Below are 24,144 nucleotides of genomic sequence, written 5' to 3'. Positions count from 1 at the left end.
CAATGCTACCTTTAGACGATATCATGCGTCCGCCAAAAGAAAACGGGCGGCGCTCGCGGCGCCGCCCGTTCGTCGATGGATGTCCGGCGCCGCGGTTTACGCCGCGCGGACGTTCGTCAGGAACTTGCTGACCTCGGCCTTGAGCCGGTTCGAATCGTTGGACAGCATCTGCGCCGCCGACAGCACCTGCGAGGAGGCCGTGCCGGTCTCGGTCGCGCCACGCTGCACGTCGGTGATGTTCGAGGAGACCTGCTGGGTCCCCTGCGCCGCCTGCTGCACGTTGCGGGCGATCTCCTGGGTCGCTGCGCCCTGCTCTTCCACCGCAGCCGCGATCGCCGAGGAGATCTCCGAGAGGCGCTCGATGGTCGAGGAGATCTCCTTGATCGCGCCGACAGAGTCGTTGGTCGCCGCCTGGATGCCGGAGATCTGCTGGCCGATCTCGCCGGTCGCCTTCGCGGTCTGCTCGGCGAGCGCCTTCACTTCGGAAGCCACCACAGCAAAGCCGCGGCCGGCTTCACCGGCGCGCGCCGCCTCGATCGTGGCGTTCAGCGCCAGAAGGTTCGTCTGTCCGGCGATGGTGTTGATCAGCTCGACGACGTCGCCGATGCGGGATGCCGCCTTGGAGAGCTCGCTGACGCGCTCGGTGGTGGCGCGGGCCTGGCCGACAGCGTCGCCCGCCATCCGTGCCGATTCCTGCACCTGACGGCTGATCTCGCCGACGGACGAGGCCATCTCCTCGGTCGCCGAGGCCACCGACTGCACGTTGGTGGACGCTTCCTCCGATGCTCCGGCAACGGTGGTCGCGAGCCGCTGGGAGCGGTCGGCGGTCGAGGTCAGCGTCGAGGCGGAGGCCTCCAACTGGGTCGAGGCCGACGACACGGTCTGCACGATCTCGCCGATCATCGTCTCGAATTCGCGGGTAATGTTGTCGACGCGGCGGCCGCGCTCGATCTTGGCCTCGGCAGCGGCCGCGGCGGCCTCGTCGGCGGCCTTCTTGGCGATCAGCGCCTCCTTGAAGATCTGAAGCACGTCGGCCATGGCGCCGATCTCGGTCTTCTCGCCCCGGTGCGGGACTTCGGCTGAAAGGTCGCCCTTGCCCAGTGCCTGCATCGGCAGGGTGATCGAGTTGATGCCGCTGGAAACATCATGGACGAGATAGAAACCGACGCCGATGCCGACGATGACGGCGGCGCCGAGGATGATCGAGAGCAGCATGAACGCATGATAATAGCTGTCGGCCGCGTCCCGTGCGGCCTGGTCGCCGCCCCTGGTGTTGAGCTCGATGTCCTTCTGCAGCACCTCGTCGGACTTCAGGCCGATCTTGTTGACAGTCTTGGTGTTGAGCTCATGGGATCCGTGCGGCACCTTGCCCGCCTCCATGCGCGACAATTCCATGACGTCCTGGCCGCCTTTCTGGTACTCGCTCCAGAGCTTCGACCACTCGGTGTAGAGCGCCCGCTCTTCCGGCGAGGTGATCATCGCCTCGTAGTCCTTGCGAGCCCTGGCCAACATCTCGGTTACGGACGCCGCAGTCTTTTCCGCCGCCAGCTTTTCATCCAGCGTCTCGGCCAGCATGTGCTCGCGGATCACGTTGCGGTAGGTGATCACGCCGGCGCGCAGATCGCCCAGCACGCGCACGCTCGGCATCCAGCTCGTGGTGATGTCGACCGTATTGGCGTTCATCGACCGCATCTTGATGACGGCTAGCAGGCCCATACCGGCCATCGCGACGAGCAGGAACGCCACGACACTGATGATCTTGGCGCGGATGGAAATCTTAGCGAGCATAAGCGGTCTCTTTGCGTTGGCGCGGCGGCGCGTCCGGAAATGGTCATCAACAAACGATGCGGTGCCGATATCCAACAGCAAGGCGACTGAGCAGCTCTTAACTACGACTCCGCACAGGTACGGAAGCCGAAAGAAATGAATGAGGGGCTAAGAATGCCCTGCGCTCAGCGCATGAGCCTAAGCGCGTCCGCGAAAAACTCCGCGCCGCCAAAATTTCCGGACTTCAGCGCGAGCAGCATGTCGCCGCCAGCACCGACCGCGCGCAGCACCGGAACGCCAGCGGCGATTTCCACTCCGACGAGAAATCCGGGAATCCTCAACCGATCAACGACGGCGCCGGATGTTTCGCCACCGGCAATGACCAGGCGCCGTACACCTGATTTTACAAGGCTTTCCGCAATATCAGCCATCGTCTGCTCGATTGCATGGCCCGCCGCGTCGCGGCCGTGACGCGCCTGGAGCGCGGCGACCTGATCCGGTGTCGAACTCGATGCGATCAGCACCGGACCTTCGGCCAGTCGCGGCCTTGCCCAGTCCAGCGCACGCTGCGCTTCGCGCGCTCCCGTAAGAATACGGTCGGGATCGAGATGCAACACCGGCATGACACGTTCGGCATTCGCGATCTGCTGAAGTGTCGCCTGCGAGCAGCTTCCGGCAAGGCAGGCCGCCGGTCCGCCGACCGCGGCGCCCGCCTCTCCGCTCGTCGCGGCCGATTTGACCTTACCCGTCGACACCAGCGCCCGCGCCAGACCGAGGCCGATGCCGGAGGCACCGACCGACAACCGATGTTCGGCGGCCACGAGACCGATGGTCTCGAGATCGCGGTCGAACACGGCATCGATGATCGCTGCCCCAATGCCCTTGCCCGCGAGCTCGGTGAGCCGCACGCGCACGGCATCTGCGCCGCGCGTGACGGTAGCGAGATCGACGAGGCCGATTTGCGTCCGGCTCTGGCGCGCCAGCACGCGCACCAGGTTGGAATCGTGCATCGGGTTGAGCGGATGGTCCTTCAGCGGGCTCTCGTTCAGCGGCACCGCGCCGACGAAGAGGTTGCCCTGGTAGACGGTGCGGCCGGTCTCCGGGAAGGCCGGCGTCACCAGCACGACGCCCTCGCCGCCATCGGCGCGAAGAGCATCCATCACCGGGCCGATGTTGCCGGCATCGGTGGAATCGAAGGTCGAGCAGATCTTGAACAGCACGTGGTCCGCGCCGCGGCCCCGCAGCCATGTCTCGGCCGCGCGCGAGCGCGACACGGCAAGGCCGGCCTCGATCGAGCGGCTTTTCAGCGACACCACGACAGCGTCGACCTCGGGCAGCGCCAGATCATCGGCGGGCACGCCGATAGTCTGCACGGTGCGCAGGCCCGCGCGCGTCAACGTGTTGGCGAGATCGGAAGCACCGGTATAGTCGTCCGCGATGCAGCCAAGAGAAATTTTTGCTGCGGGGGTCACGGCTTCACTCCGGCGTAAGGTTTGAACCAGGCGAGGCCATCGGTGGTCTTGCCGCGCGGATTATATTCGCAGCCGACGAAGCCGGGATAGCCGAGCCGGTCGAGCTCTTCGAACAGGAACGGATAGTTCAGCTCTTCGCCGTCGGGCTCGTTGCGCGAGGGGACGCTGGCGATCTGGATGTGGCCGATGATCGGCATCATCTCGCGCAGCCGCATGGTGACATCGCCATGGATGATCTGGCAGTGATAGATGTCGAACTGGAGCTTCAGGTTCGGCAGCCGCAACTCCTGGATCAGGTCGCGCGCGAAGCCGAAATCGTTGAGGAAGTAGCCGGGCACGTTGCGGGCGTTGATCGGCTCGAGCACGATGTCGATGCCGTGCGGGCCGAAGAACTCGGCGGCCCACGCCACCGACTTGTAGAACGCCTCAATCGCGACGCGCTCGCCGCGGTTGGCGATGCCGGCCATCAGGTGAAGGCGCTTGACGCCGGTTGCCTTGGCATAAGGCAGCGCTGTCTCGAGGCTCGCCTTGAGATCATTGAAGCGCGAAGGGAGTGCCGCAAACCCCTTCTCGCCGGCATTCCAGTCGCCCGGCGGCAGGTTGAACAGCGCCTGGGTCAGACCGTTGCGCTTGAGCCGCTCGCCGACGGCCTCGACCGGATGCTCGTAAGGAAAGAGGAACTCGACCGCGGTGAAGCCGGCTTGGGCTGCGGCATCGAAGCGGTCGAGGAACGGCACCTCAGTGAACATCATTGAGAGGTTGGCGGCGAAACGGGGCATTGGAGATCCTCTTACTTGTCGCCGGGGAGCTTCACGCCAGTGACCTGCGCGTACATCCGCGCCACCGAGGCATCGTCGTCGCGGCCCATGCCGGCGGCAGCCGTCATCAGGAACATCTGCAGCGCGGCGGCGGAGACCGGCACCGGAAACCGGGCGCTGCGCGCCATGTCCTGGATGATGCCGAGGTCCTTCACGAAAATCTCGACCGCGCTCCGCGGCGTGTAGTCGCCGTCGAGCACGTGCGGCATGCGATTCTCGAACATCCAGGAATTGCCGGCGGAGGCCGTGATCACCTCATAGACCTTGCGGATGTCGAGGCCCTGCTTGGCGGCGAACGCGATGGCTTCGCTGGCAGCGGCAATGTGCACGCCGGCGAGCAGCTGGTTGATCATCTTGAAGGCGGCGCCCTGCCCTGCGGCATCGCCAAGCTCGTAGAGCTTTGCGGCCATCGCGTCGAGTGCCGGCCGCGCCTTTGTAAAGGCGGCAGGGCTGCCGGAGGCGAGGATCGTCAGCTCGCCTTGCGCGGCGCGCTGCGCGCCGCCGGAGATCGGCGCATCGAGATAATGCCGGCCGGTCGCCTCGAGCTGTTTTGCAAGGCGCCGCGCCACGTCGGGATCCATGGTGGCGGAGGAGATGAAGACGCCGTCCTTCGGCAGGGTCTCGGCGACGCCGTCCTTGCCGAACAGGATCGCTTCGGTCTGGGCGGCATTGACGACGACGCTGACGACGATGTCGGTGTCCTTGGCGGCCTCGGCCGGCGTTTTGGCGCCGCTGCCGCCGTCCTTCACGAACCGCGCCACAGCGTCCGCCGACACGTCGCAGCCGGTCACGGCATGGCCGGCGCGCTTCAGCGAGGTCGCCATGCCATACCCCATCGAGCCGAGCCCGATGACGGCGATGCGCTGATTTTGTGACGTGGTGGCGGACATGCAACTGACCCTTGCGAACGTTTCCTGGACGGCCGCCCTTTGCGGCGGCTTGGCAACCGAATAACACGGCTTGGCCGCGCTGCCAAAGCGTGAGACAAGCGGGCATGACGGCCATGAGCACTGAACCGAGCAACGAGACAAGGCTGCGTGAGGATATCTGCCGGATCGGACGGTCCCTGTTCGAGCGCGGGCTAACGCCGGGCTCCTCCGGCAATATCAGCGTCAGGCTGGACGGCGGTGGCTGGCTGGTGACCCCCACCAATGCCTCGCTCGGCTTCCTCGATCCCGCAAAATTGTCCCGGCTGGATGATCAGGGCCGGCTGGTATCGGGCGATGCGCCGACCAAGGAAGTTCCGCTGCACACGGCGCTCTATGACACGCGCGGCAGCGCACGCGCGATCGTGCATCTGCATTCGACTCATTCGGTGGCGCTCTCGATGCTGCCCGAGATCGACCCGCGCGCCGCACTGCCGCCGATGACCGCCTATTACCTGATGAAATGCGGCGCCACCGCGCTCGTGCCCTATTACCGCCCCGGCGATCCCGCGGTGGCCGACGCGATCAAGGGACTAGCGGGAAAGTACTCATCCGTGCTGCTCGCCAACCACGGCCCCGTCGTCGCTGGCGACACGCTCGAAGCCGCCGTGTTCGCGACGGAGGAGCTTGAGGAGACCGCGAAGCTGTATCTGCTGCTGCGCGGGCTAAACCCGCGGTATCTCTCGCCCGAGCAGGTGACGGATCTGGTGAAGGTGTTCGGGGTGACGTTGCCGGAGCGTGGGCACGAGCACTAGAGCCCGGCTCTCACCCCTCGTCATTGCGAGCGCAGCGAAGCAATCCAGAATCTTTCCGCCGAGGCAGTCTGGATTGCTTCGCTTCCCTCGCAATGACGGCGGAGATTGCGACGGCAGTCTAGCTACAGCCCCAGATACGCCTTGCGCACGTCGGGATTGCCCTTGATCTCCGCGGACGGGCCCTGCATCAGCACGCGGCCGGTTTGCAGGATGTAGGCACGGTCGGCGATCTCGAGGCACTCGGCCATGCGCTGCTCGACGATCAGGACGGTCATGCCGGCGTCGCGGATCCGTTTCACGGCCTGAAAGATCTCATCGACCAGTTTTGGCATGATGCCCTGCGAGGGCTCGTCCAGCATCAACAGCCGCGGGCGCGTCATCAGGGCGCGGCCGATCGCGAGCATTTGCTGCTCGCCGCCGGAGAGCGTCTCAGCGCGCTGCTCGAGGCGCTCGGACAGGCGCGGAAACAGGTTGAAGACCAGGTCGAGCGGTCCCTCGCGATCCGCATCGCCGCGATAGAGGTAGCTGCCGAGGCGGAGATTGTCGCGCACCGACAGGCGCGGAAACAAGCGGCGGTTCTCCGGCACGTAGGCAATGCCGGTGGCGGTGACGTGATGCTGCGCCATGCCGTCGAGGCGCCTGCCATCGAACGTCACCGTGCCCGAGCGCGGGCGCTCGGCGCCGGCGATGGATTTCAGCAGCGTCGACTTGCCCGCACCGTTGGCGCCGGCGACGCAGACGATCTCGCCCTTCTGGACCTCGATCGAAACCGCGGAGATCGCGACCAGGCCCTGATAGGCGGTCGTGACTTCATGCACGCTGAGCATGACGATCTCCCAGATATGCGCTGATCACCTTGGGATCGCGGACGACGTCGGCGGGCTTGCCCTCGACCAGCACCTTGCCGAGGTCGAGCACGATGGCGCGGTCGACCAGCGGCATCACGATCTCCATGACATGCTCGACCATCAAGACGGTGATACCGGCATCGCGCACCTTGCGCACCAGCGCCACGCCGGTCTGCGCCTCAGTCGGCGTAAGGCCAGTGAGGACCTCGTCGAGCAGCAGTAGCTTCGGTTCGGTTGCGAGCGCACGCGCAACTTCCAGGCGGCGCTTCTCGGCCGGGACGAGATCGCTCGCGAGCACGTCGGCGCGCGCGGCAAGGCCGGTGAATTCCAGCACCTCGCGCGCCTTGCGGCGCGCCTCGCGCATCACGGTGTTGCGCACGAGCGCACCGACGATGACGTTGTCGACGACGGTCATGGTTTCAAAGCTCTTGACCACCTGGAAGGTGCGCCCGACGCCGCGTTGGCAGCGCGCGGCCGCCGGCATGTGGGTGACGTCCTCGCCGTCGAACCAGATCGAGCCTTGCGTCGGCGGCAAGACGCCGGCGATCAGATTGAACAGGGTCGACTTGCCGGCGCCGTTGGGGCCGATCAGGCCGACGATCTCGCCGCGGCGGACCGAGATCGAGACGTCGCTGTTGGCGACGAGGCCGCCGAACCGCTGCCAGACGCCGCGGGTTTCAAGGAGCGCGGTCATCGCGTGGCTCCTTTCGACTTTGAACGGGAGAACAGGCTCACTAGGCCCTGAGGAAGGGCCAGCGAGATCGCCACGATCAGCGTACCGTAGACGATGAGGTCGACGCCGCGGCCGGAGCCGCCGATATAAGACCGCGTCAGCTCGGTCATCGGGATCAGGATGGCGGCGCCAAGCACGGGGCCCCAGAGGGTGCCGATGCCGCCGAGCACGGCCGGTAGCGCCATCAGCAGCGAGAACTGGAAGCCCATGACGCTCTCAGGATCGATATAGGCGAGGAACTGCGCATAGAAGGCGCCGCCGATGGCGACGAGGAAGGCCGAGACGGCAGCCGCGCCCATCTTGGAGTTGAACACGACGACGCCGAGGCTTTCGGCCGCTTCCGGATTGTCCTTCACCGCGCGCCACCAGAAACCCCATTTGGAGTCTTCCAGCCACCAGGTGACGAACCAGGCGAGGCTGCACAGCGCCAGCGCGAAATAGAAGTACGGCAGCTTGCTGCGCAGGAACTGGAATTTCAGCCAGCTGTCGCCGCGCACCGGAATGGTGATGCCCATCGCAGCGCCCGCCCACTCCCAGTTCTGGAACAGCAGCAGGCCGATCTCGGCGATGACGATGGTCGCGATCACGAAGTAGTGGCCGCGCAGGCGGAAGAAGGGATAGCCGAGCCCCATCGCGATCACCGCCGCGATCACGCCGCCGGCGAGCATGCCGAACCAGGGCAGCACGCCGAACTTGGTGAACAAGAGCTCGGTGGTGTAGGCGCCGATGCCGAAATAGAGCGCGTGGCCGAGCGAGATCTGTCCGCAATAGCCGTACAGGATGTTCCAGCTCTGCGACAGCGCCGCATACATCAGGGTCAGGATCAGGATGTTCTGGACGTAGACGTCCTTGATGAACAGCGGCGCGAGTGCGGCGAGGGCTGCCAGCACCGCGGCGATGATGAGGTCGCGGCGGCGCCGCGCGGCAAAATTCTTGTCCATCACATCGACCCGAACAGGCCGCGCGGCCGGATGAAGACGACGAGCAGGTAGACCGCATAGATGCCGACCGATTTCAGCGAGGGCGGCAGCACCAGGGCGGTCGTCGCCTCGACCAGACCGACGATGATGCCGCCGGCGAAGGCGCCGAACACGCTGCCGAAGCCGCCGAGCGCCACGGTCACATAGGCAATCAGCGCGAAGGACGCACCGACGTCGGGATAGATGTAGAAGAACACCGCCATGATCGCGCCGGCGAGACCGACCAACGCGGCGCCGAGGCCCCAGCCGAGCGCGAACACGCGGTTCTTGTCGATGCCGACCAGCGCGACCGCGCCGGGATCTTCACGCGTGGCTTCCAGCGCGCGGCCGAAATCGGTCCGGTGGATGAAGAAGTAGAGGCCGGCGAAGGCTGCGATCGAGACCAGCGCGCCGATCAGCTGCGGCTCCGGCAGAAAGATGCCGGCGATCGATACCGTCTTGCCGCCGAGCCAGGACTGCGGAATGCTGCGGTAGTCCGGCGTGAAGAAGAACTGCGCGAGGCCGCGCATGACGATGGCAAGGCCGAAGGTCGAGAAGATCTGCACCATGCCGGCATTGGCCTTGGCCCGCATGGCGAAGCGTACAATCAAGAGGTAGACGACCGCTCCGAACACGAACAGTGCGGCGGCGACCAAGGGCGCCGACAGCAAGGGATCGATGGCGAAGAACGCGAACAGGAAGAAGCTCGCATACATCGCGATCATCAGGAACTCGCCATGAGCGAAGTTCACGACGTCCATCAGGCCGAAGATCAGCGCGAGGCCGACGGCGATCAATCCATAGAGCAGGCCCATGAGAAGGCCGCTCGCGAGACTTCTGGATTATGGCTTGGGCTGTCAACTCTGGTCCCCCGTCCGAAACGTGATCGTTTGCTCCGTCATTGCGAGCGAAGAAGCAATCCAGACTGCCTCTCCGGCAATTGCCTGGTTTGCTTCGTCGCTTCGCTCCTGGCAATGACGAGGCTCGCGCGACGATCTCTACTTGCTCCCCTGCTCCCGCAGCGCTTACTTCATCGGCCAGGTCGCTTCGGCGATCGCGGCCTGCGGCGGGAAGATGGTGACGAACTTGCCGCCGATATATTGCAGCAGCACCGGGTCGGCGTCGTTGTTCTGGCCCATCTCGTCGAACTTGACGCGCTTCCAGGGCATGATGGTCTCCTCGCCCGGGATGTCGGTCGCCGCCAGCGCATCGCGGATCTTCTCGCCGTCGGTCGACTTGGCGCGGTTGATGGCGTCCGCCAGGATGATCAGGCCCATGAACTGGCGCGAGGTGAGGTCGTTGAAATCTTTGCCCGAGCGCGCCTTGAACATCTCGTTGATCTTGCCGACCATCGGGCGCTTCTGCGCGAGGTCGAGCGAGAAAGTGCCGCGCGAGATCACGCCTTCGAGCTTGTCGCCGACGGCGTCATACAGCGCCTTCTCGGAGAAGCCGGCGTCCTGCGCCACGATCGCGTTCGGCTTGTAGCCGAGCTCGGCCATGGTCTTGACCAGCAAAATGCCGTCCGTGGTGTAGCTCGAGGGCATCAGCACGTCGGCATTGGCCGTCTTGAGCTGCTGCACCTCGGCCGAGAGCGAGGGCGAGTTGGCGCGATATTTGATGTCGGTGACGATCTTGTAGCCGCGCTCGCCGGCGATCTTGGCCTGCGCGTTGCCGGAGTCGGTGCCGAAGATGGTATCTTCGTGGAACAGCGACAGCGTCTCGATCTTCGTCCCCTTCTTCTTCATGGCATCGAAGAAGTCGAACATCGCGGCCGAGTACATCTCGTCATGCGGCGCGGCGCGGAAGTAATATTTCAGGCCGCGGCGATGCAGGCTCGGCGAGGAATTGTCGGCGGAGACGAACGGAATCTGGTAGCGTTCGCAGATCTGGCTGACGGTGACGGCGACTGCGCTCTGATAGGTGCCGATGATGGCGCAGACCTTCTCCTGCGTGATCAGGCGCTCGGCCTCGGCGCGGCCCTTCTGCGGATCGGCCTGGTGGTCGGCGAACACGAGGCGCACCTTGGCGCCGCCAAGCCCCGACAGGCCCTCGCCCTTGGCCAGCGGCAGGTCGAAATCGGTATCCTTGTTGATGACCTCGAGCGCAGTCTCGTAGGCCTTCTGCGCGTCGACGCCCTGCTGTGCGCTGCCGCCGGAGAACGGATAGATCACGCCGATCACGACTTCCGAGGTCTGGGCGCGTGCGGCGAGCGGCACCAGCGCGGCAATAGCGGTGGCGCCCAGCAGCACGTCGCGGCGAGTGATCGTCATGGCAAAGTCCCCTGTTGAATTTCGACTGTTCGAATGAAGCGATTGGCGATTAGCGTAAAGCCCGAAGAAGCAGCAAACGCTGCCTCCTAAATCACGGCCATGGCCCTGTTCTTCAGATCTGTCACCAGCATCAGGCCGGGCGAATGCGTGATCGCGAACGGGAGTTTCGCAGCGTTGATTACAGATTGCGGCGTCACGCCGCAGGCCCAGAACACCGGGATCTCGTCGTCGGCGACGGGCACGGGGTCACCATAGTCGGGCTTGGCGATGTCCTTGATGCCGATCAGATGCGGATGGCCGAGATGCACGGGCGCACCGTGCACGGCGGGATAGCGCGACGTGATCTGCACCGCGCGGATCGCGTCCGCCGGCTTGAACGGGCGCATCGACACCACCATGGGGCCGGCGAACGGACCGGCCTCGCCGCAGGCGATGTTCGTGCGGTACATCGGCACGCGCACATTGTGCTCGATGTGGCGGATCGGCATGCCTTCATCGAGCAGCGCCTCTTCGAACGAGAAGGAGCAGCCGAGCACGAAGGTCACGAGGTCGTCGCGCCAATAGCTGGTCACGTCGGTCGGCTCGTCCACCACCTCGCCGTCGCGCCAGACCCGGTAGCGCGGCACGTCGGTGCGGATGTCGAGATCGGCGCCGAGCGCGGGAATGTGCGGGCTGCCGACATCGGACATGCCGATGATCGGGCACGGCTTCGGATTGAGCTGACAGAAGCGGTGAAAGGCACTGGCATATTCGGCCGGCAGGATCGCCAGATTGCCCTGGACGAAGCCCGGAGCGATTCCGGCGGTGGAAGCGACCAGCCCCTCGCGGTAGGCGAGCCGGGCCTTGCGGCTCGGGAGCGTGTCGGGCGTTTCAGTTTGCTGCGCTGCCACTAAAACAGTCATTTGATCGACCTGCCTATGAACTCGACAAGCACAGCCAACATCAAGCATACTATAAAGTCTAATCGTCCTTTTTAATCGATATCGATAAACTCGCTTTATCGACCAGGAAAATCCTTCCAATGCTCGACTTCAGGTCGATCGAAACCTTCCTCTGGGTCGTGAAGCTCGGCAGCTTCCGCGGCGCTGCGGCGCGGCTCAATACGACCCAGCCGGCGATCTCCCAGCGCATCGCCCAGCTCGAGCGCGAGATGGGTGTCAAGCTCCTCAACCGCGACCATCGCGTGGCTTCGCCGACGCCGAGCGGGCGGCAGATGATGGTCTATGCGGAGAAGCTGATCGGCCTGCGCGCCCAAATGATGGCGGAGATCGGTGACCGCTCGGCCATGCGCGGCGTGATGCGTCTCGGCGTCGCCGAGACCATCGTACACACCTGGCTGCCGCGCCTCGTGAAGAGCGTGAACGAGGTCTATCCGAACCTGTCGCTGGAGATCGAGGTCGACATCACGCCGAACCTCACCGCGCGCCTGCTCGCACAGGAGATCGAGCTCGCCTTCGTCGTCGGGCCGCTGTCGGCCTCGGGCGTGCATAATCGCGTGCTCGCCGATTATCCGATCGGCTTTCTCGCAAGCCCCTCGCTCGGCCTCGGCAAGGGGCCGGTCACGCCGGCGGAGCTCGCGCGGTTTCCGATCATCACCTTCCCGCGCAAGACGAAGCCTTATGAGGTCGTGCGCGAGGTGTTCGACCGGCCGGAGCTACCGCCGATCCGGCTGCATGCGTCCGCATCGCTTGCGACCGTCATCCACATGGCGGTCGAGGGACTCGGCATCGCCGTGATTCCCGATGCCATCGTCGAGAACGAGCTCGCCGACGGGCGGCTGCAGCTGCTCGACACCGATCTTGCCATCGCGCCGCTGACATTCACCGCGAGCTGGCTCGCCTCGCCCGACGTCGTCGCGGTGGAACGCGTCGCGGAGCTTGCACGTCAGATTGCGCAGAGGAGCCTTGCTGTTGACGCGCCCGTGCTGGCGCGTCATTGAAAAAGGCGCCGGACAACCTTCCACGTCATTCCGGGGCGATGCGACAGCATCGAACCCGGAATCTCGAGATCCCGGGTTCGGCTCTTCGAGCCGCGCCGGAATGACAACTGAGAGACTGACCGTATGAGCCGAGCCGCCACCAATCTGCAAATCGATTCCGCCCGCCTCTGGGGCTCGATCCACGAGACCGCGCAATTCGGCGCGACGGCCAAGGGCGGCGTGCGACGGCTGACGCTGAGCAACGAGGACAAGCAGGTGCGTGACTGGTTCCGAAAGGCCTGCGAAGATGCAGGCCTCGAAGTGCACGTCGATGCGCTCGGCTCGATGTTCGGATTGCGCAAGGGCCGCGACATGTCGAAGCTGCCCGTCGGCATCGGCTCGCACCTCGACACCCAGCCGACCGGCGGCAAGTATGACGGCATTTTGGGAACGCTCGGCGCGCTCGAAGTGATCCGCACGCTCAACGATGCCGGGATCGAAACCGAGGCGCCGATCTGCGTGGTCAACTGGACCAATGAGGAGGGTTCGCGCTTTGCGCCGGCGATGATGGCCTCCGCCGCCTATGTCGGCGATTTCACCACTGACGACATCCTCTCGCGCAAGGACATCGAGGGTACGACCGTCGGCCAGGCGCTCGACAGCATCGGCTATCGCGGCGACAAGCCGGTCGGCTTCCAGAAGCTCGGCTGCTTCGTGGAGCTGCACATCGAGCAGGGCCCGATCCTGGAGGCCGAGGGCAAGACCATCGGCGTGGTCGATTCCGGCCAGGGCGTGCTCTGGTACGACGGCAAGATCTCCGGCTTCGAGAGCCATGCGGGCTCGACCCCGATGCCGCTGCGGCGCGATGCGCTGGCAACGCTTTCCGAGATCGTGCTGGCGATGGAGGCCATCGCCAAGAAGCACGGGCCGAACGCCGTCGGCACTATCGGCGAGGCCGTGATCGCAAATCCCTCGCGCAACGTCATCCCCGGCGAGATCGCCTTCACCATGGATTGCCGCAGCGCTGATGGCGCCATCATGGATGCGCTCGATCGGGACTTGCGCGCCGCCATTGCCGAGATCGCCGCGCGCCGCAAGGTTGACGTGAAGATCGAACTGGTCTGGCGCAAGCCGCCGACGCATTTCGATCCCAAGCTGATCGCAGCCGTCGAGAATGCCGCTAAGACGCTCGGCTATTCCTCTCGTCGCATCACTTCCGGCGCCGGCCACGATGCCTGCAACCTCAACACCGTGATGCCGGCAGCGATGGTGTTCGTGCCCTGCAAGGACGGCATCAGCCACAACGAGCTGGAGGACGCCACGCAGCCTGACTGCGCCGCGGGGACCAACGTGCTCATGCACACCGTGCTGGCGATCGCCGGCGTCGCGTCCTGACCGGAGAGAGCCATGCGCGGAGTTTTCGTCGACGCCAACGAAGCCCTCGCCGTGATCATGGAGCGGCTGGAGAAGCCCGGTGATCCCAAGGTGCGGATCCACCGCGATCCCGATATCAAGCCCCAGCAATACCCTGAGATCCTCGACGGCGCCGAGATCGCGATCGTCGACCACACCGCGCTGCCAACTGAGGTCGCGAAGAAATGTGCAGGGCTGAAGCACGTCGTGTTCCTCGGCACCGGCGCGCGCAGCTACATGAACCCGGAGGAGCTCGCCGAGCTCGGCATCTCCGTGCACCTGATCAAGGGCTATGGCGACACGGCGGTGGCGGAATCCGCGATCGCGCTGATGTGGTCCTCCGCTCGCGTCATCGCGATGATGGATCGCGAGATGCGCGCCGGCAATTGGCTGCGTGAGGACGGCATGCAGCTCACCGGCAAGACGCTCGGCCTGATCGGCTTCGGCGGCATCGCCGCGGAGGTCGCGCGCATCGCGTCCGGCTCAGGCATGAAGGTGATCGCCTGGAACCGCTCGCCGAAGAGCCATCCCGGCGTCGAGTTCACCGATCTCGACAGCGTCTTGGCGCGAAGCGACGTCGTATCGTTGCATCTGCTGCTCAATGACGAGACGCGCGGCATGATCACGCGCGAGAAGATCTTTGCGATGAAGCCCGGTGTCATCCTCGTCAACACCGCGCGCGCCGCGATCGTCGACGAAGCCGCCATGATCGACGCGCTGAAGTCGGGCCATATCCGTCATGCCGGCCTCGACGTCTTCAACATCGAGCCCCTGCCCGCCGACCATCCGCTGACCAGGATTCCGAACGTGACGCTGTCGGCGCATTCGGCCTTCCGCACGCCGGAGGCCAGCGAGAACCTGATTGAAGCGGCCTGGGTCCACTGCCGCCGGATCGCGAAAGGATAAGAGCAACGACAATGGCCGACTACCGCACCATCAAGGCTGAGCCGCTCACCAACGTCGTCCGCGCCATTGTCAAGGCCGGCGGCTCCTCGGACCGCGAAGCCGAGCTCGTCTCCACCAACCTCGTCGAGGCCAATCTCAAAGGACATGACTCCCACGGCGTTGGCATGATCCCGCGCTATGTCCAGAGCGTCACCAATGGGGGGCTCGCCGTGAACCAGCACGTCAAGATCGTGCTCGACACTGGCCCACTTCTCACCCTGGACGGCCTCACCGGCTACGGCCAGGTGATCGGCCATGAAGCGATGGAGCTGGCGGCCGAGCGCGCCAAGCGCAACGGCGTGTGTCTCGTCGGCCTCTCCAACTCGCACCACATCGGCCGCATCGGCCAGTGGGCCGAGCAGTGCATCGATCACGGGCTGGTCTCGATCCACTTCGTCAACGTGATCTCACGCCCGATCGTCGCGCCCTGGGGCGGCAGCGATGCCCGCCACGGCACCAACCCGTTCTGCGTCGGCATTCCGCGCAGGGGCAAGGACCCGATCGTGCTCGACTTCGCCACCAGCAGGATCGCGCAAGGCAAGACTCGCGTCGCCCACAACAAGGGCGTCGAGCTCGAGCCCGGCACCATCATCGACAACGAGGGCAAGCCGACCACCAACCCGCGCTACACCGTGATCCCGCCGCATGGCGCCATCCTGCCGTTCGGCGAGCACAAGGGTTCGGGGCTCGCGCTGGTGTGCGAAATCCTTGGCGGCGCGCTCGCCGGGGGGCAAGTGGTCAAGGGCCCGTCCGACGGCAAGTACAACGTCCTCAACGGCATGCTCTCGATCGTCATCGATCCGGACAAGCTCGGCACCGGTGAAAACCTCGCGCGCGAAGTCGAGAGCTTCGTTGCCTGGCACACCGGCTCGCCGCCCGGCCCCGGCGTCGACAAGGTGAAGATCGCCGGTGAGCCCGAACGCGAGACCAAGACGAAGCGCCTGGCCGAAGGCATCCCGGTCGATCCGACCACCTGGCAGGAGATCGTCGAGGCCGGAAAGAAGTTCGGGCTGGATCAGGCCGCGATCGAGAAGATCGCGGGCTGAACGATCATAACCGGTGTCGTCCCGGACGACACCGTGGTTGTTGCTCCGCCTTAGTCCACCATGTCCGCAACTGCCTTGCCGCAGGCGGTGGTGTCGGCATTGCCGCCGAGGTCCTTGGTGCGCAGCGTGCGTTCGGCGAGCGTGCGCTCGATCGCCTCGACGATGGACTTGCCGGCGACCTTCTCGCCGAGATGCTCGAGCATCATCGCGCCGGACCAGATCATGCCGATCGGATTGGCGATGCCTTGCCCTGCGATATCAGGCGCCGAGCCGTGGACCGGCTCGAACACCGAGGGGAAATCTCCTTCCGGATTGATGTTGCCTGACGGTGCGATGCCGATGGTGCCGGTGCAGGCCGGGCCGAGATCGGACAGGATATCGCCGAACAGGTTGGAGCCGACCACGACGTCGAACCAGTCCGGATGCAGCACGAAATTCGCGGTGAGAATGTCGATGTGGTACTTGTCCCACTTCACGCCCGGGAACTTCTTGGCCATCGCCTCCACGCGCTCGTCCCAATAGGGCATGGTGATGGAAATGCCATTCGACTTCGTCGCCGAGGTCAGGTGCTTCTTCGGCCGCGACTGCGCGAGCTCAAAGGCGAACTTCAGGATGCGGTCGACGCCGGTTCGGGTCATCACGGTCTGCTGCGTCACGAACTCGCGATCGGTATCCGGGAACATGCGGCCGCCGACCGAGGAATACTCGCCTTCGGTGTTCTCGCGCACCACCCAGAAATCGATGTCACCGGGCTTGCGGTTTGCCAGCGGCGACGGCACGCCGGGCATCAGCCGCACCGGACGCAAATTCACGTACTGGTCGAACTCGCGGCGGAACTTGATCAGCGAGCCCCACAGCGAGACGTGATCCGGAATCTTGGCCGGCCAGCCGACCGCGCCGAAATAGATCGCATCGTGCTTGCCAATCTTCTCCTTCCAGTCGTCGGGCATCATCTGGCCGTGCTTCTCGTAATAGTCCCAGGACGAGAAGTCGAAATGATCGAATTGCAGCGAGACGCCGTGCTTCTTCGCCGCGGCCTCCAAAACGCGCAGGCCCTCGGGCATCACTTCCTTGCCGATGCCGTCGCCGGGAATGACCGCGATCCGGTATTGTTTCTTGCTCATCGAGAACGTCCTTGGTTGGTCCGGCAGCCGCCGCGTTTTGACCGCACTGCAATGGACCAAACTCGCGGGCAGCGCAACGCTGCACTGCAATGTTGACCATGGCGCTGCCGAGCGCCTACTGGTTTCATCCTGTTCTCATCCTCGCGAGTACTCCTCATGGATTTGCATCTGCGTGGCAAGCGCGTCCTGATCACAGGCGCGTCCAAGGGCATTGGCGCTGCCGCCGCCGAGGCGTTCGCCGAGGAAGGCGCGCACCTCCTGCTGGCCGCCCGCAGCGGCGACCAGCTCAAGGCGTTGGCAGAGCGCCTGCGCTCTGCGCACCAGATCGACGCGGCAACCAGCGTGGTGGACCTGCGCAAGGCCGAGGACATTGCACGACTCGCCAAGGACGCCGCCGGCATCGACGTGCTCGTCAACAATGCCGGCGACATCCCGGGCGGCTCGATCGACAAGATCGACGAGGCGACCTGGCGCCACGCCTGGGAATTGAAAGTCTTCGGCTATATCAACCTGACGCGGCAGATCTATGCGCAGATGAAGGCCAGGGGCGGCGGCGTCATCGTCAATGACATCGGCGCCGCCGGCGAGAAATTCGACGCCAATTACATCTGCGGCAGCGCGGGCAATGCCGCACTGATGGCCTTCACCCGTGCGCTCGGGGGAAAAAGCCTCGCCGACAACATCCGCGTGGTCGGCATCAATCCCGGCCCTGTCGGCACCGACCGCCACGTGACGCTGCTCAAGACACGCGCCAAGCACCAGTTCGGCGACGAGAGCCGCTACAAGGAGTTCCAGAAGAGCCTGCCGCTCGGCCGGCCCGCGCATGCGCGCGAGATCGGTGATCTCATGGCGTTCCTGGCCTCGGATCGCGCGGGCTATACGTCCGGCGTGATCTATACGGTGGATGGCGGCATCAGCGCGGGTTGGAGTTAAACTGACATAGAGCATTGAGCATCGTCGTTCCGGGGCGATGCGAAGCATCGAACCCGGAACCTCGAGATTCCGGGTTCGCCCTGCGGGCGCCCCGGAATGACAATCAAGAGGTAGGAGTACGATACTTGTCCCAAGACCTGATCCGCGAAACCGCCTGCACCGTCGTCGACAAGCTGCGCTCGGGGGACGTCTCTCCGCTCGAACTGCTGGATGTGGTGGAGAAGCGCGTCAAGGAGATCGACGGCAAGGTCAACGCGCTGCCGACGCTGTGCTTCGATCGCGCGCGCGACCATGCCAAAGTGCTGATGCAGAAGCCGGCCGGCGCGCGCGGGCTGCTCGCGGGCCTGCCGGTGCCGATCAAGGACCTGACCGACGTCGCAGGCGTCCTGAACACCCAGGGCTCGCCAATCTTCAGGGATAACATCCCTGCAACGTCCGACCTCATGGTCGAGAACCTCGAGGCCAACGGCGCGGTGGTCTACGCCAAGTCCAACACGCCCGAATTCGGCGCCGGTGCCAACACCTTCAACGAGGTGTTCGGCGCGACGCTCAATCCGTGGGATACGTCGAAATCGGCCGCCGGCTCGTCCGGCGGCGCGGCCGTAGCGCTCGCCACCGGCATGGCCTGGCTCGCGCAGGGCTCCGACATGGGCGGCTCCTTGCGCAGCCCCGCGGCATTCTGCGGCGTCGTCGGCATGCGCCCGAGCATCGGCCGGGTCGCGCATACCCCGAAATCGGCGATCGATCGCAATCTCGGCGTGGTCGGCCCGATGGCGCGCAATGTCGAGGACCTCGCGCTGCTGCTCGATGCCATGAGCGGCGACTATGCCGCCGATCCGCTGTCGCTGCCGGCGCCTCTGACCTCGTTCTTGTCGGCGGCGCAATCCGGCAAGAAACCGAGGCGGATTGCCTATTCGCCCGATCTCGGCATCACCCCGGTCGATCCCGAGGTGAAGGCGATCACGCGCAAGGCAGCGGAACGTTTTGCCGAAGCCGGCGTCATCGTCGAAGAGGCGCATCCGGACTGGCGCGAGGCGCATGAATGCTTCCACGTGCTGCGCGCCTTCGATTTCGCGATCACCAAGGCCAACCTGCTGCGCACCAAGCGCGACCTGCTCAAGCCCGAGGTGATCTGGAACATTAACGAAGGTCTCAAGCTCACTGTCGAGCAACTCGCGCGCGCCGAAGCGCAGCGCGTCGGCATGACCGCACGCGCCGTCGAGTTCTTCAAGACGTATGATCTGTTGCTGACGCCGACGACGATCGTGCCGCCCTTCCCGGTCGAGCACCGCTATGTCGCCGAATGTGGCGGCAAGAAATTCGAGAACTACGTCGAATGGCTCGGGATCGTCTATGCGATCACGCTTGCCTGCTGTCCGTCACTGTCGCTGCCCTGTGGTTTCACGGCCTCTGGCCTGCCGGTCGGCGTGCAGGTCGTGGGCGCCCCGCGCGCGGATGCGCAGGTGATCTCGGGCGCCAAGGTGCTGGAGGACATTCTGGACCTTCGCGGCACGACACCGATCGACCCGAAGGTGAAGTAACCGCTCTCGTGCCCCGGACGCAGCGCAGCGCTCACGCGCTGCACCTTGTCCGGGACACCGGACCTTACCTTGCGCTCGTCGCTTCCAAACTTCGGCTATAGCGCGACATCGCGAAGCAGAACACGAAATAGATCGCGGCGACGAAGATGTAGACCTCAACCGAAAACTGCTGCCAGGCCGGATCGATGATCGCGGTCTTGGCCGTGGTGAGCAGGTCGAAGATGCCGATGATCAGCACGAGGCTGGTGTCCTTGAAGAACGCGATGAAGGTGTTGACCAGCGGCGGGATGACATGCCGGATCGCCTGCGGCAGGATGATCAGCCGGTGCTTGCGCCAGTAGGACAGTCCCAGTGCGTCGGCGGCTTCATACTGCCCGCGGGGCACGGCCTGCAGGCCGCCGCGGATGACCTCGGCGAGGTACGCGCCCGCGAACAGGATGATCGCGATCTGCGCGCGCAAGAGCTTGTCGATGTTGAAGCCGGCAGGCATGAACAGCGGGAACATCACGCTCGCCATGAACAGGAGGCTCACCAGCGGCACGCCGCGGATCAGCTCGACATAGAGCACGCTGAGCGAGCGGATCGCCGGCAGTTTTGAGCGCCGGCCGAGTGCGACCAGGATGCCGAGCGGGAATCCGAACGCCAATCCGAATGTCGCCAGGATGAGCGTCACCGGCAGGCCGCCCCAACGGTCCTGCGAGACGAAGGAGAGCCCGAACAGGCCGCCCCACATCAGCAGGCTGATCAGCGCCAGCGCCCCGATCCAGACATAGACGAGTTCGCGCCGCCACAGGGCGCGGCGGGTCGAGAGATAATACAGCGCGATGAACAGCAGCACCGACAGCGCCGGCCGCCACTGCTCGTCGAACGGATAGGTACCGAACAGGATGAAACGATATTTTTCCGGAATGATCGCCCAGCAGGCGCCAAGCCCACGCACCGCGCGGCAGGCGCTGGAATCGTTCGCCGGCGTCAGCCAGACCGCATTGGCAATGCCCCATTGCACGAAGCTGAAAATGCCCTTGGCGAGCAGCGCCAGCAGCACGACCGTGAGGATGCCGTTCGGGATCGACGAAAACAGATTCGTGCGCAGCCAGCGCAGCACGGGATTGCCGGCTTGCGGGCGGCGGGCTGCCCGTGGTGCATCGGGCATGTCGGTGATCGCGGTCATTCGTCAGCGCTCCACCAGCGCGATGCGCGCATTGTACCAGTTCATGAAGAAGCTGATGGACAGGCTGATGGTCAAAAACACAGCCATGATCAGCGCGATCGCTTCGATCGCCTGCCCGGTCTGGTTCAACGTGGTGTTGGCGACCGAGACCACGTCCTGGTAGCCGATCGCGACCGCGAGCGAGGAGTTCTTGGTGAGGTTCAGATACTGGCTCGTCATCGGCGGCACGATGACGCGCAGCGCTTGCGGCAGGATGATCTGCCGCAGCATGAAGCTGCGGCGCAGACCAAGTGCATTGGCGGCATCCCACTGCCCGCGCGGCACCGACTGGATGCCGCTGCGCACGATCTCGGCGATGAAGGCGGACGTGTAAGTCACGAGCGCGATCAGCAGCGCGAAATATTCCGGCGCGAGCGTCAGGCCGCCGACGAAGTTGAAGCCGCGCAGCTGCGGCCACTCGATCGTCCAGGAGACGCCGAGCACCAGCGAAACGGCCGCAGGCAGCGCGACGATGAGACCAAGCGCGAACGGCCAGGCCGGCCGCGGTTTGCCGTCGCGCATCTGCTGCGCGATCAACCATCGCCGGATCAGATAGAACGCGGCAATCCCGAGCACAGCCGTGCCGAGTACCCAGAGCTGCGGCGCTCCGACCGGGATCGCCGGCAGGATCAGGCCGCGATTGGACAGGAAAACCCCCTCGACCGGCCGCCATGCCGCGCGCGCGGCCGGCAGCGCCTGCATCAGCACGTACCAGAACAAGAGTTGAAGCAGCAGCGGGATGTCGCGGAGAGTCTCGACATAGACGGCGGCGAGCCGCGACAGCAGCCAATTCGCCGACAGCCTGGAGATACCGATCAGCGTGCCCAGGAGGGTGGCGAGCACGATGCCGATCACTGCGACGCGCAGGGTGTTGGCGACGCCGACGACGAACGCCCAGAAATACGTATCCCTCGGACTATAAGCGAGCAGGCTGTCCGCGATGGGCATGCCGGCCTCGCGGCCAAGGAAGGCAAAGCCGGTGGTGATGCGGCGGGCCGACAGGTTGGTGACGGTGTTGGACCAGAGGAAAGCGATGACCGCGACCGCGATCCCGACCACCAGCACCTGCCAGAGCAGGCCCTTCAGCTCGCGGGGGCCCCATCCACCGAACAGGCGGCGACGCGGCGGCGGTCTTGGCGTGTCTGATGTCACAGCACAAAAATCCTTCTCAAAAGCAACGATTTCCGGCGGCGCACGTCAACTGTTGCACCAATCCTGGATTCATGCAACAAATGTTTCATGGCCGAGCCCGCGAAATCCTCGCCGCTGAGCGAACTGCGCATCGCATTGCCATCGCTTCCCCTGCGCCTGCAGGAGGTCGGCCGCTTCGTCGCCGCCAATGATTACGACGCCACCACCCGTTCGATGCGCGATCTCGCCGCCGAAGCCGGCGCCGATCCCGCCGCCTTCACCCGGCTTGCCAAGGCGATCGGCTATTCCGGCTGGGACGAGCTGCGCGCGGCGCTGACCGAAGCGCGGCGGCCGTTGCAGACCTCGCCGTTTTCCGCCAGGGCGAAGGGCCGGCGTCATGGCCCCAACGCCGATGTCGCGCTGGTCATCGACAAGCTCGAAGCTGAAGCTGCCGGTCTTCCGCGCATTCCGGCACAACCCATTGCGGCCGCAGCCCGCGCGCTGCACGAAGCCAAGCGGATCTGGATCGCCGGCTACCGCAGCTGCCGCAGCGTCGCGGAGCTCTTGAACTACGAGCTGCGGCTGTTCCGCCCCGAACAGGTGCAGCTTGTCGGCGCATCCGGTCCCGACGATCTCGATCTCGGCGCCTTTCGTTCCGGCGAGGCGGTGATCGTCATCGGCTTTCTGCCCTACACGAACGCGAGCGTGCGGGTCGCACAAGCCGCTCATCGCGCCGGTGCAACGCTGATTGCGATCGCGGACAGCCTCTCGGCACCGATGGCCGAGGGCGCCGACCAGGTGCTGCTGTTCGAAGCGGCTTCCTCCCCCGGGTTCTTCCCCAGCCTCACCGGAGCCATCGCGATCGCACAGTCACTGGCCGCAGTGACGTTCTCGCTCGGCGGCACTGCCGCGAAGAAGCGCCTGGAACATACCGAGGCGCGGCTCGCCGCTGCCTCCACCTACGTCTCAGAGAAAGGTTGAGTCATGGGCACCCGTACCAGCCGCGTGCTGCACCGCTCGCTCCGCGAAACGCCGCCCAAGGCGATCGGCGGCGAAGGCGTCTATCTCTTTGCGGAGGACGGACGACGCGTGATCGATGCGTCCGGCGGTGCGGCGGTCTCCTGCCTCGGCCACCAGCATCCCCGCGTGATCGCGGCGATCGCCAAGCAGGCCTCGACGCTGGCCTATGCCCACACCGCCTTCTTCTCATCCGAGCCGGCCGAGGCGCTCGCCGAAACCCTGGTCGGGCACGAGCCCGGCGGCCTCGCCTACGCCTATTTCGTCAGCGGCGGATCGGAGGCGATCGAAGCCAGCATCAAGCTGGCGCGGCAATACTTCATCGAACGCGGCGAGCCGCAGCGGCAGCATTTCATCGCGCGGCGGCAGAGCTATCACGGCAACACGCTCGGCGCGCTCGCCGCCGGCGGCAATGCCTGGCGCCGCGCACCCTACGCGCCGCTGCTCTCGGCCGCGTTCAGCCATGTGACGCCGGCTTTCGCCTATCACGAGAAGCACGACGGCGAGTCCGATGCGCAGTTCGTCGCGCGTCTTGCCGCGGAGCTGGAGGCCGAGTTTCAGCGGCTTGGTCCCGACACTGTCGCAGCATTCCTCGCCGAGCCCGTCGTTGGCGCCACCGCCGGCGCCGTGACGGCACCGGACGGCTACTTCAAGGCGGTTCGCGAGATCTGCGACCGGCATGGCGCGCTGCTCATTCTGGACGAGGTCATGAGCGGCATGGGCCGCACCGGCACGACGCACGCCTGGGAGCAGGAAGGCATCGCGCCCGACATTCAGGCGATCGCAAAGGGTCTCGGCGGCGGGTACCAGCCGATCGGCGCGATGCTCGCGAGCAGAGAGATCATCGACACCATCCGGTCCGGCTCCGGCGCATTCCAGCACGGCCACACCTATCTCGCCCATCCCCTCGCCTGCGCAGCCGCGCTTGCAGTGCAGGAGGTGATCCGCGAGGACCGTCTGCTCGATCGCGTGAGGGAGCGCGGCAAGCAGCTCGAGCAGCGCCTGACCGAGCGCTTCGGCAATCATCGCCATGTCGGCGACATCAGGGGCCGCGGCCTGTTCTGGGCGATCGAGCTCGTCGCCGATCGCGCCAGCCGCACCTCGTTCGACCCGGCGCTGAAGCTGCACCAGAAGATCAAGGCCGAGGCCTTCGCGAACGGGCTCGGCTGCTATCCCGGCGGCGGCACCGCGGATGGGGTCCGCGGCGATCATGTGCTGCTGGCGCCGCCCTATATCGCCTCGGCAGGCGAGATCGATCAGATCGTCGATAAGCTCGGCACGGCCGTCGACAACGTGTTGCGTAGTGTCAATCACTGAG

General features: G+C 65.3%; 22 protein-coding genes. 9 read left to right on the top strand and 13 right to left on the bottom strand.

Annotated elements, in window-relative coordinates:
* Window positions 1-96 precede the first annotated feature (96 nt).
* The 4 genes from AC5V87_RS12875 to ltnD all read right to left on the bottom strand — a co-directional run bounded on the left by AC5V87_RS12875 (window position 97) and on the right by ltnD (window position 4,947).
* Window positions 97-1,788 carry a methyl-accepting chemotaxis protein gene (locus AC5V87_RS12875; protein ID WP_456839738.1) on the bottom strand — a complete coding sequence of 564 codons (1,692 nt, stop codon included), beginning with the start codon at window positions 1,786-1,788 and terminating at the stop codon, window positions 97-99.
* A 164-nt stretch (window positions 1,789-1,952) separates the two neighbouring features.
* Window positions 1,953-3,239: a 3-oxo-tetronate kinase gene (gene otnK, locus AC5V87_RS12870; protein ID WP_495371191.1), complete on the bottom strand. Its 1,287-nt coding sequence runs from the start codon at window positions 3,237-3,239 to the stop codon at window positions 1,953-1,955.
* A complete protein-coding gene (otnI, locus tag AC5V87_RS12865) occupies window positions 3,236-4,018 on the bottom strand; it encodes a 2-oxo-tetronate isomerase (protein WP_456839739.1) in 783 nt (260 codons plus the stop codon). Before otnI ends, otnK begins: the two co-directional genes overlap by 4 nt.
* Before the next feature lie 11 nt (window positions 4,019-4,029).
* Complete coding sequence (gene ltnD, locus AC5V87_RS12860) at window positions 4,030-4,947, bottom strand: L-threonate dehydrogenase (protein WP_456839740.1); 918 nt, start codon at window positions 4,945-4,947, stop codon at window positions 4,030-4,032.
* A 104-nt stretch (window positions 4,948-5,051) separates the two neighbouring features.
* Between ltnD and otnC the strand changes: the two genes are divergently transcribed.
* Window positions 5,052-5,738 (top strand): 3-oxo-tetronate 4-phosphate decarboxylase, encoded by a 687-nt coding sequence (otnC, locus tag AC5V87_RS12855; RefSeq protein ID WP_495371190.1) that lies wholly within the window; start codon window positions 5,052-5,054, stop codon window positions 5,736-5,738.
* Between the two features lie 122 nt (window positions 5,739-5,860).
* On the opposite strand, the gene AC5V87_RS12850 is transcribed toward otnC, so the two are convergent.
* The 6 genes from AC5V87_RS12850 to AC5V87_RS12825 all read right to left on the bottom strand — a co-directional run bounded on the left by AC5V87_RS12850 (window position 5,861) and on the right by AC5V87_RS12825 (window position 11,450).
* Window positions 5,861-6,565 carry an ABC transporter ATP-binding protein gene (locus AC5V87_RS12850; protein WP_456839742.1) on the bottom strand — a complete coding sequence of 235 codons (705 nt, stop codon included), beginning with the start codon at window positions 6,563-6,565 and terminating at the stop codon, window positions 5,861-5,863.
* Window positions 6,549-7,280, bottom strand: coding sequence for an ABC transporter ATP-binding protein (locus AC5V87_RS12845; protein WP_456839743.1), 732 nt, complete (start codon window positions 7,278-7,280; stop codon window positions 6,549-6,551). The genes AC5V87_RS12850 and AC5V87_RS12845 overlap by 17 nt, the downstream gene beginning before the upstream one ends.
* Window positions 7,277-8,260, bottom strand: coding sequence for a branched-chain amino acid ABC transporter permease (locus AC5V87_RS12840; protein ID WP_495371188.1), 984 nt, complete (start codon window positions 8,258-8,260; stop codon window positions 7,277-7,279). The genes AC5V87_RS12845 and AC5V87_RS12840 overlap by 4 nt, the downstream gene beginning before the upstream one ends.
* Entirely contained in the window at window positions 8,260-9,093 is an 834-nt protein-coding gene (locus AC5V87_RS12835) for a branched-chain amino acid ABC transporter permease (protein WP_231164374.1), read from the bottom strand. Before AC5V87_RS12835 ends, AC5V87_RS12840 begins: the two co-directional genes overlap by 1 nt.
* A gap of 210 nt (window positions 9,094-9,303) precedes the next feature.
* Entirely contained in the window at window positions 9,304-10,548 is a 1,245-nt protein-coding gene (locus AC5V87_RS12830; RefSeq protein WP_495371187.1) for an ABC transporter substrate-binding protein, read from the bottom strand.
* 86 nt (window positions 10,549-10,634) lie between these two features.
* Complete coding sequence (locus AC5V87_RS12825; protein WP_456839746.1) at window positions 10,635-11,450, bottom strand: putative hydro-lyase; 816 nt, start codon at window positions 11,448-11,450, stop codon at window positions 10,635-10,637.
* 119 nt (window positions 11,451-11,569) lie between these two features.
* Between AC5V87_RS12825 and AC5V87_RS12820 the strand changes: the two genes are divergently transcribed.
* From AC5V87_RS12820 to AC5V87_RS12805, 4 genes are all read left to right on the top strand, one after another.
* Window positions 11,570-12,487 (top strand): LysR family transcriptional regulator, encoded by a 918-nt coding sequence (locus AC5V87_RS12820; RefSeq protein WP_495371186.1) that lies wholly within the window; start codon window positions 11,570-11,572, stop codon window positions 12,485-12,487.
* A gap of 123 nt (window positions 12,488-12,610) precedes the next feature.
* Window positions 12,611-13,861 (top strand): Zn-dependent hydrolase, encoded by a 1,251-nt coding sequence (locus AC5V87_RS12815; RefSeq protein ID WP_456839748.1) that lies wholly within the window; start codon window positions 12,611-12,613, stop codon window positions 13,859-13,861.
* A 12-nt stretch (window positions 13,862-13,873) separates the two neighbouring features.
* Complete coding sequence (locus tag AC5V87_RS12810) at window positions 13,874-14,785, top strand: NAD(P)-dependent oxidoreductase (RefSeq protein ID WP_495371185.1); 912 nt, start codon at window positions 13,874-13,876, stop codon at window positions 14,783-14,785.
* Between the two features lie 11 nt (window positions 14,786-14,796).
* On the top strand, window positions 14,797-15,870 hold the full coding sequence (locus AC5V87_RS12805) for a malate/lactate/ureidoglycolate dehydrogenase (protein WP_456839750.1): 1,074 nt from the start codon (window positions 14,797-14,799) through the stop codon (window positions 15,868-15,870).
* A gap of 50 nt (window positions 15,871-15,920) precedes the next feature.
* Here AC5V87_RS12805 and AC5V87_RS12800 read toward each other — a convergent pair whose 3' ends face one another.
* Window positions 15,921-16,994, bottom strand: coding sequence for a tartrate dehydrogenase (locus AC5V87_RS12800; RefSeq protein ID WP_456839751.1), 1,074 nt, complete (start codon window positions 16,992-16,994; stop codon window positions 15,921-15,923).
* A gap of 156 nt (window positions 16,995-17,150) precedes the next feature.
* Between AC5V87_RS12800 and AC5V87_RS12795 the strand changes: the two genes are divergently transcribed.
* Window positions 17,151-17,927 carry an SDR family oxidoreductase gene (locus AC5V87_RS12795; RefSeq protein WP_495371184.1) on the top strand — a complete coding sequence of 259 codons (777 nt, stop codon included), beginning with the start codon at window positions 17,151-17,153 and terminating at the stop codon, window positions 17,925-17,927.
* Window positions 17,928-18,052: 125 nt separating this feature from the next.
* Window positions 18,053-19,468, top strand: a complete 1,416-nt coding sequence (locus tag AC5V87_RS12790; protein ID WP_456839753.1) for an amidase — start codon at window positions 18,053-18,055, stop codon at window positions 19,466-19,468.
* Window positions 19,469-19,532: 64 nt separating this feature from the next.
* Here the strand turns inward: AC5V87_RS12790 and AC5V87_RS12785 are convergent, their stop codons facing one another.
* Window positions 19,533-20,639: an amino acid ABC transporter permease gene (locus tag AC5V87_RS12785; RefSeq protein WP_456839754.1), complete on the bottom strand. Its 1,107-nt coding sequence runs from the start codon at window positions 20,637-20,639 to the stop codon at window positions 19,533-19,535.
* Window positions 20,640-20,642: 3 nt separating this feature from the next.
* Window positions 20,643-21,830, bottom strand: coding sequence for an amino acid ABC transporter permease (locus tag AC5V87_RS12780; RefSeq protein WP_495371183.1), 1,188 nt, complete (start codon window positions 21,828-21,830; stop codon window positions 20,643-20,645).
* 87 nt (window positions 21,831-21,917) lie between these two features.
* On the opposite strand from AC5V87_RS12780, the gene AC5V87_RS12775 reads away from it, so the two are divergent.
* Both AC5V87_RS12775 and AC5V87_RS12770 read left to right on the top strand, forming a co-directional pair.
* The gene (locus AC5V87_RS12775; RefSeq protein WP_495371182.1) at window positions 21,918-22,790 is read left to right on the top strand and encodes a MurR/RpiR family transcriptional regulator; all 873 of its coding nucleotides are present in this window, start codon (window positions 21,918-21,920) and stop codon (window positions 22,788-22,790) included.
* Between the two features lie 3 nt (window positions 22,791-22,793).
* Window positions 22,794-24,143 (top strand): aspartate aminotransferase family protein, encoded by a 1,350-nt coding sequence (locus tag AC5V87_RS12770; RefSeq protein ID WP_495371181.1) that lies wholly within the window; start codon window positions 22,794-22,796, stop codon window positions 24,141-24,143.
* The last annotated feature ends 1 nt before the right edge of the window (window position 24,144 follow it).

It is taken from the genome of Bradyrhizobium sp. SOJA106 (assembly GCF_059448745.1).
The sequence above is the reverse complement of the archived record's forward strand: the minus strand, read 5'-3'. Positions and strand labels throughout refer to the sequence as shown.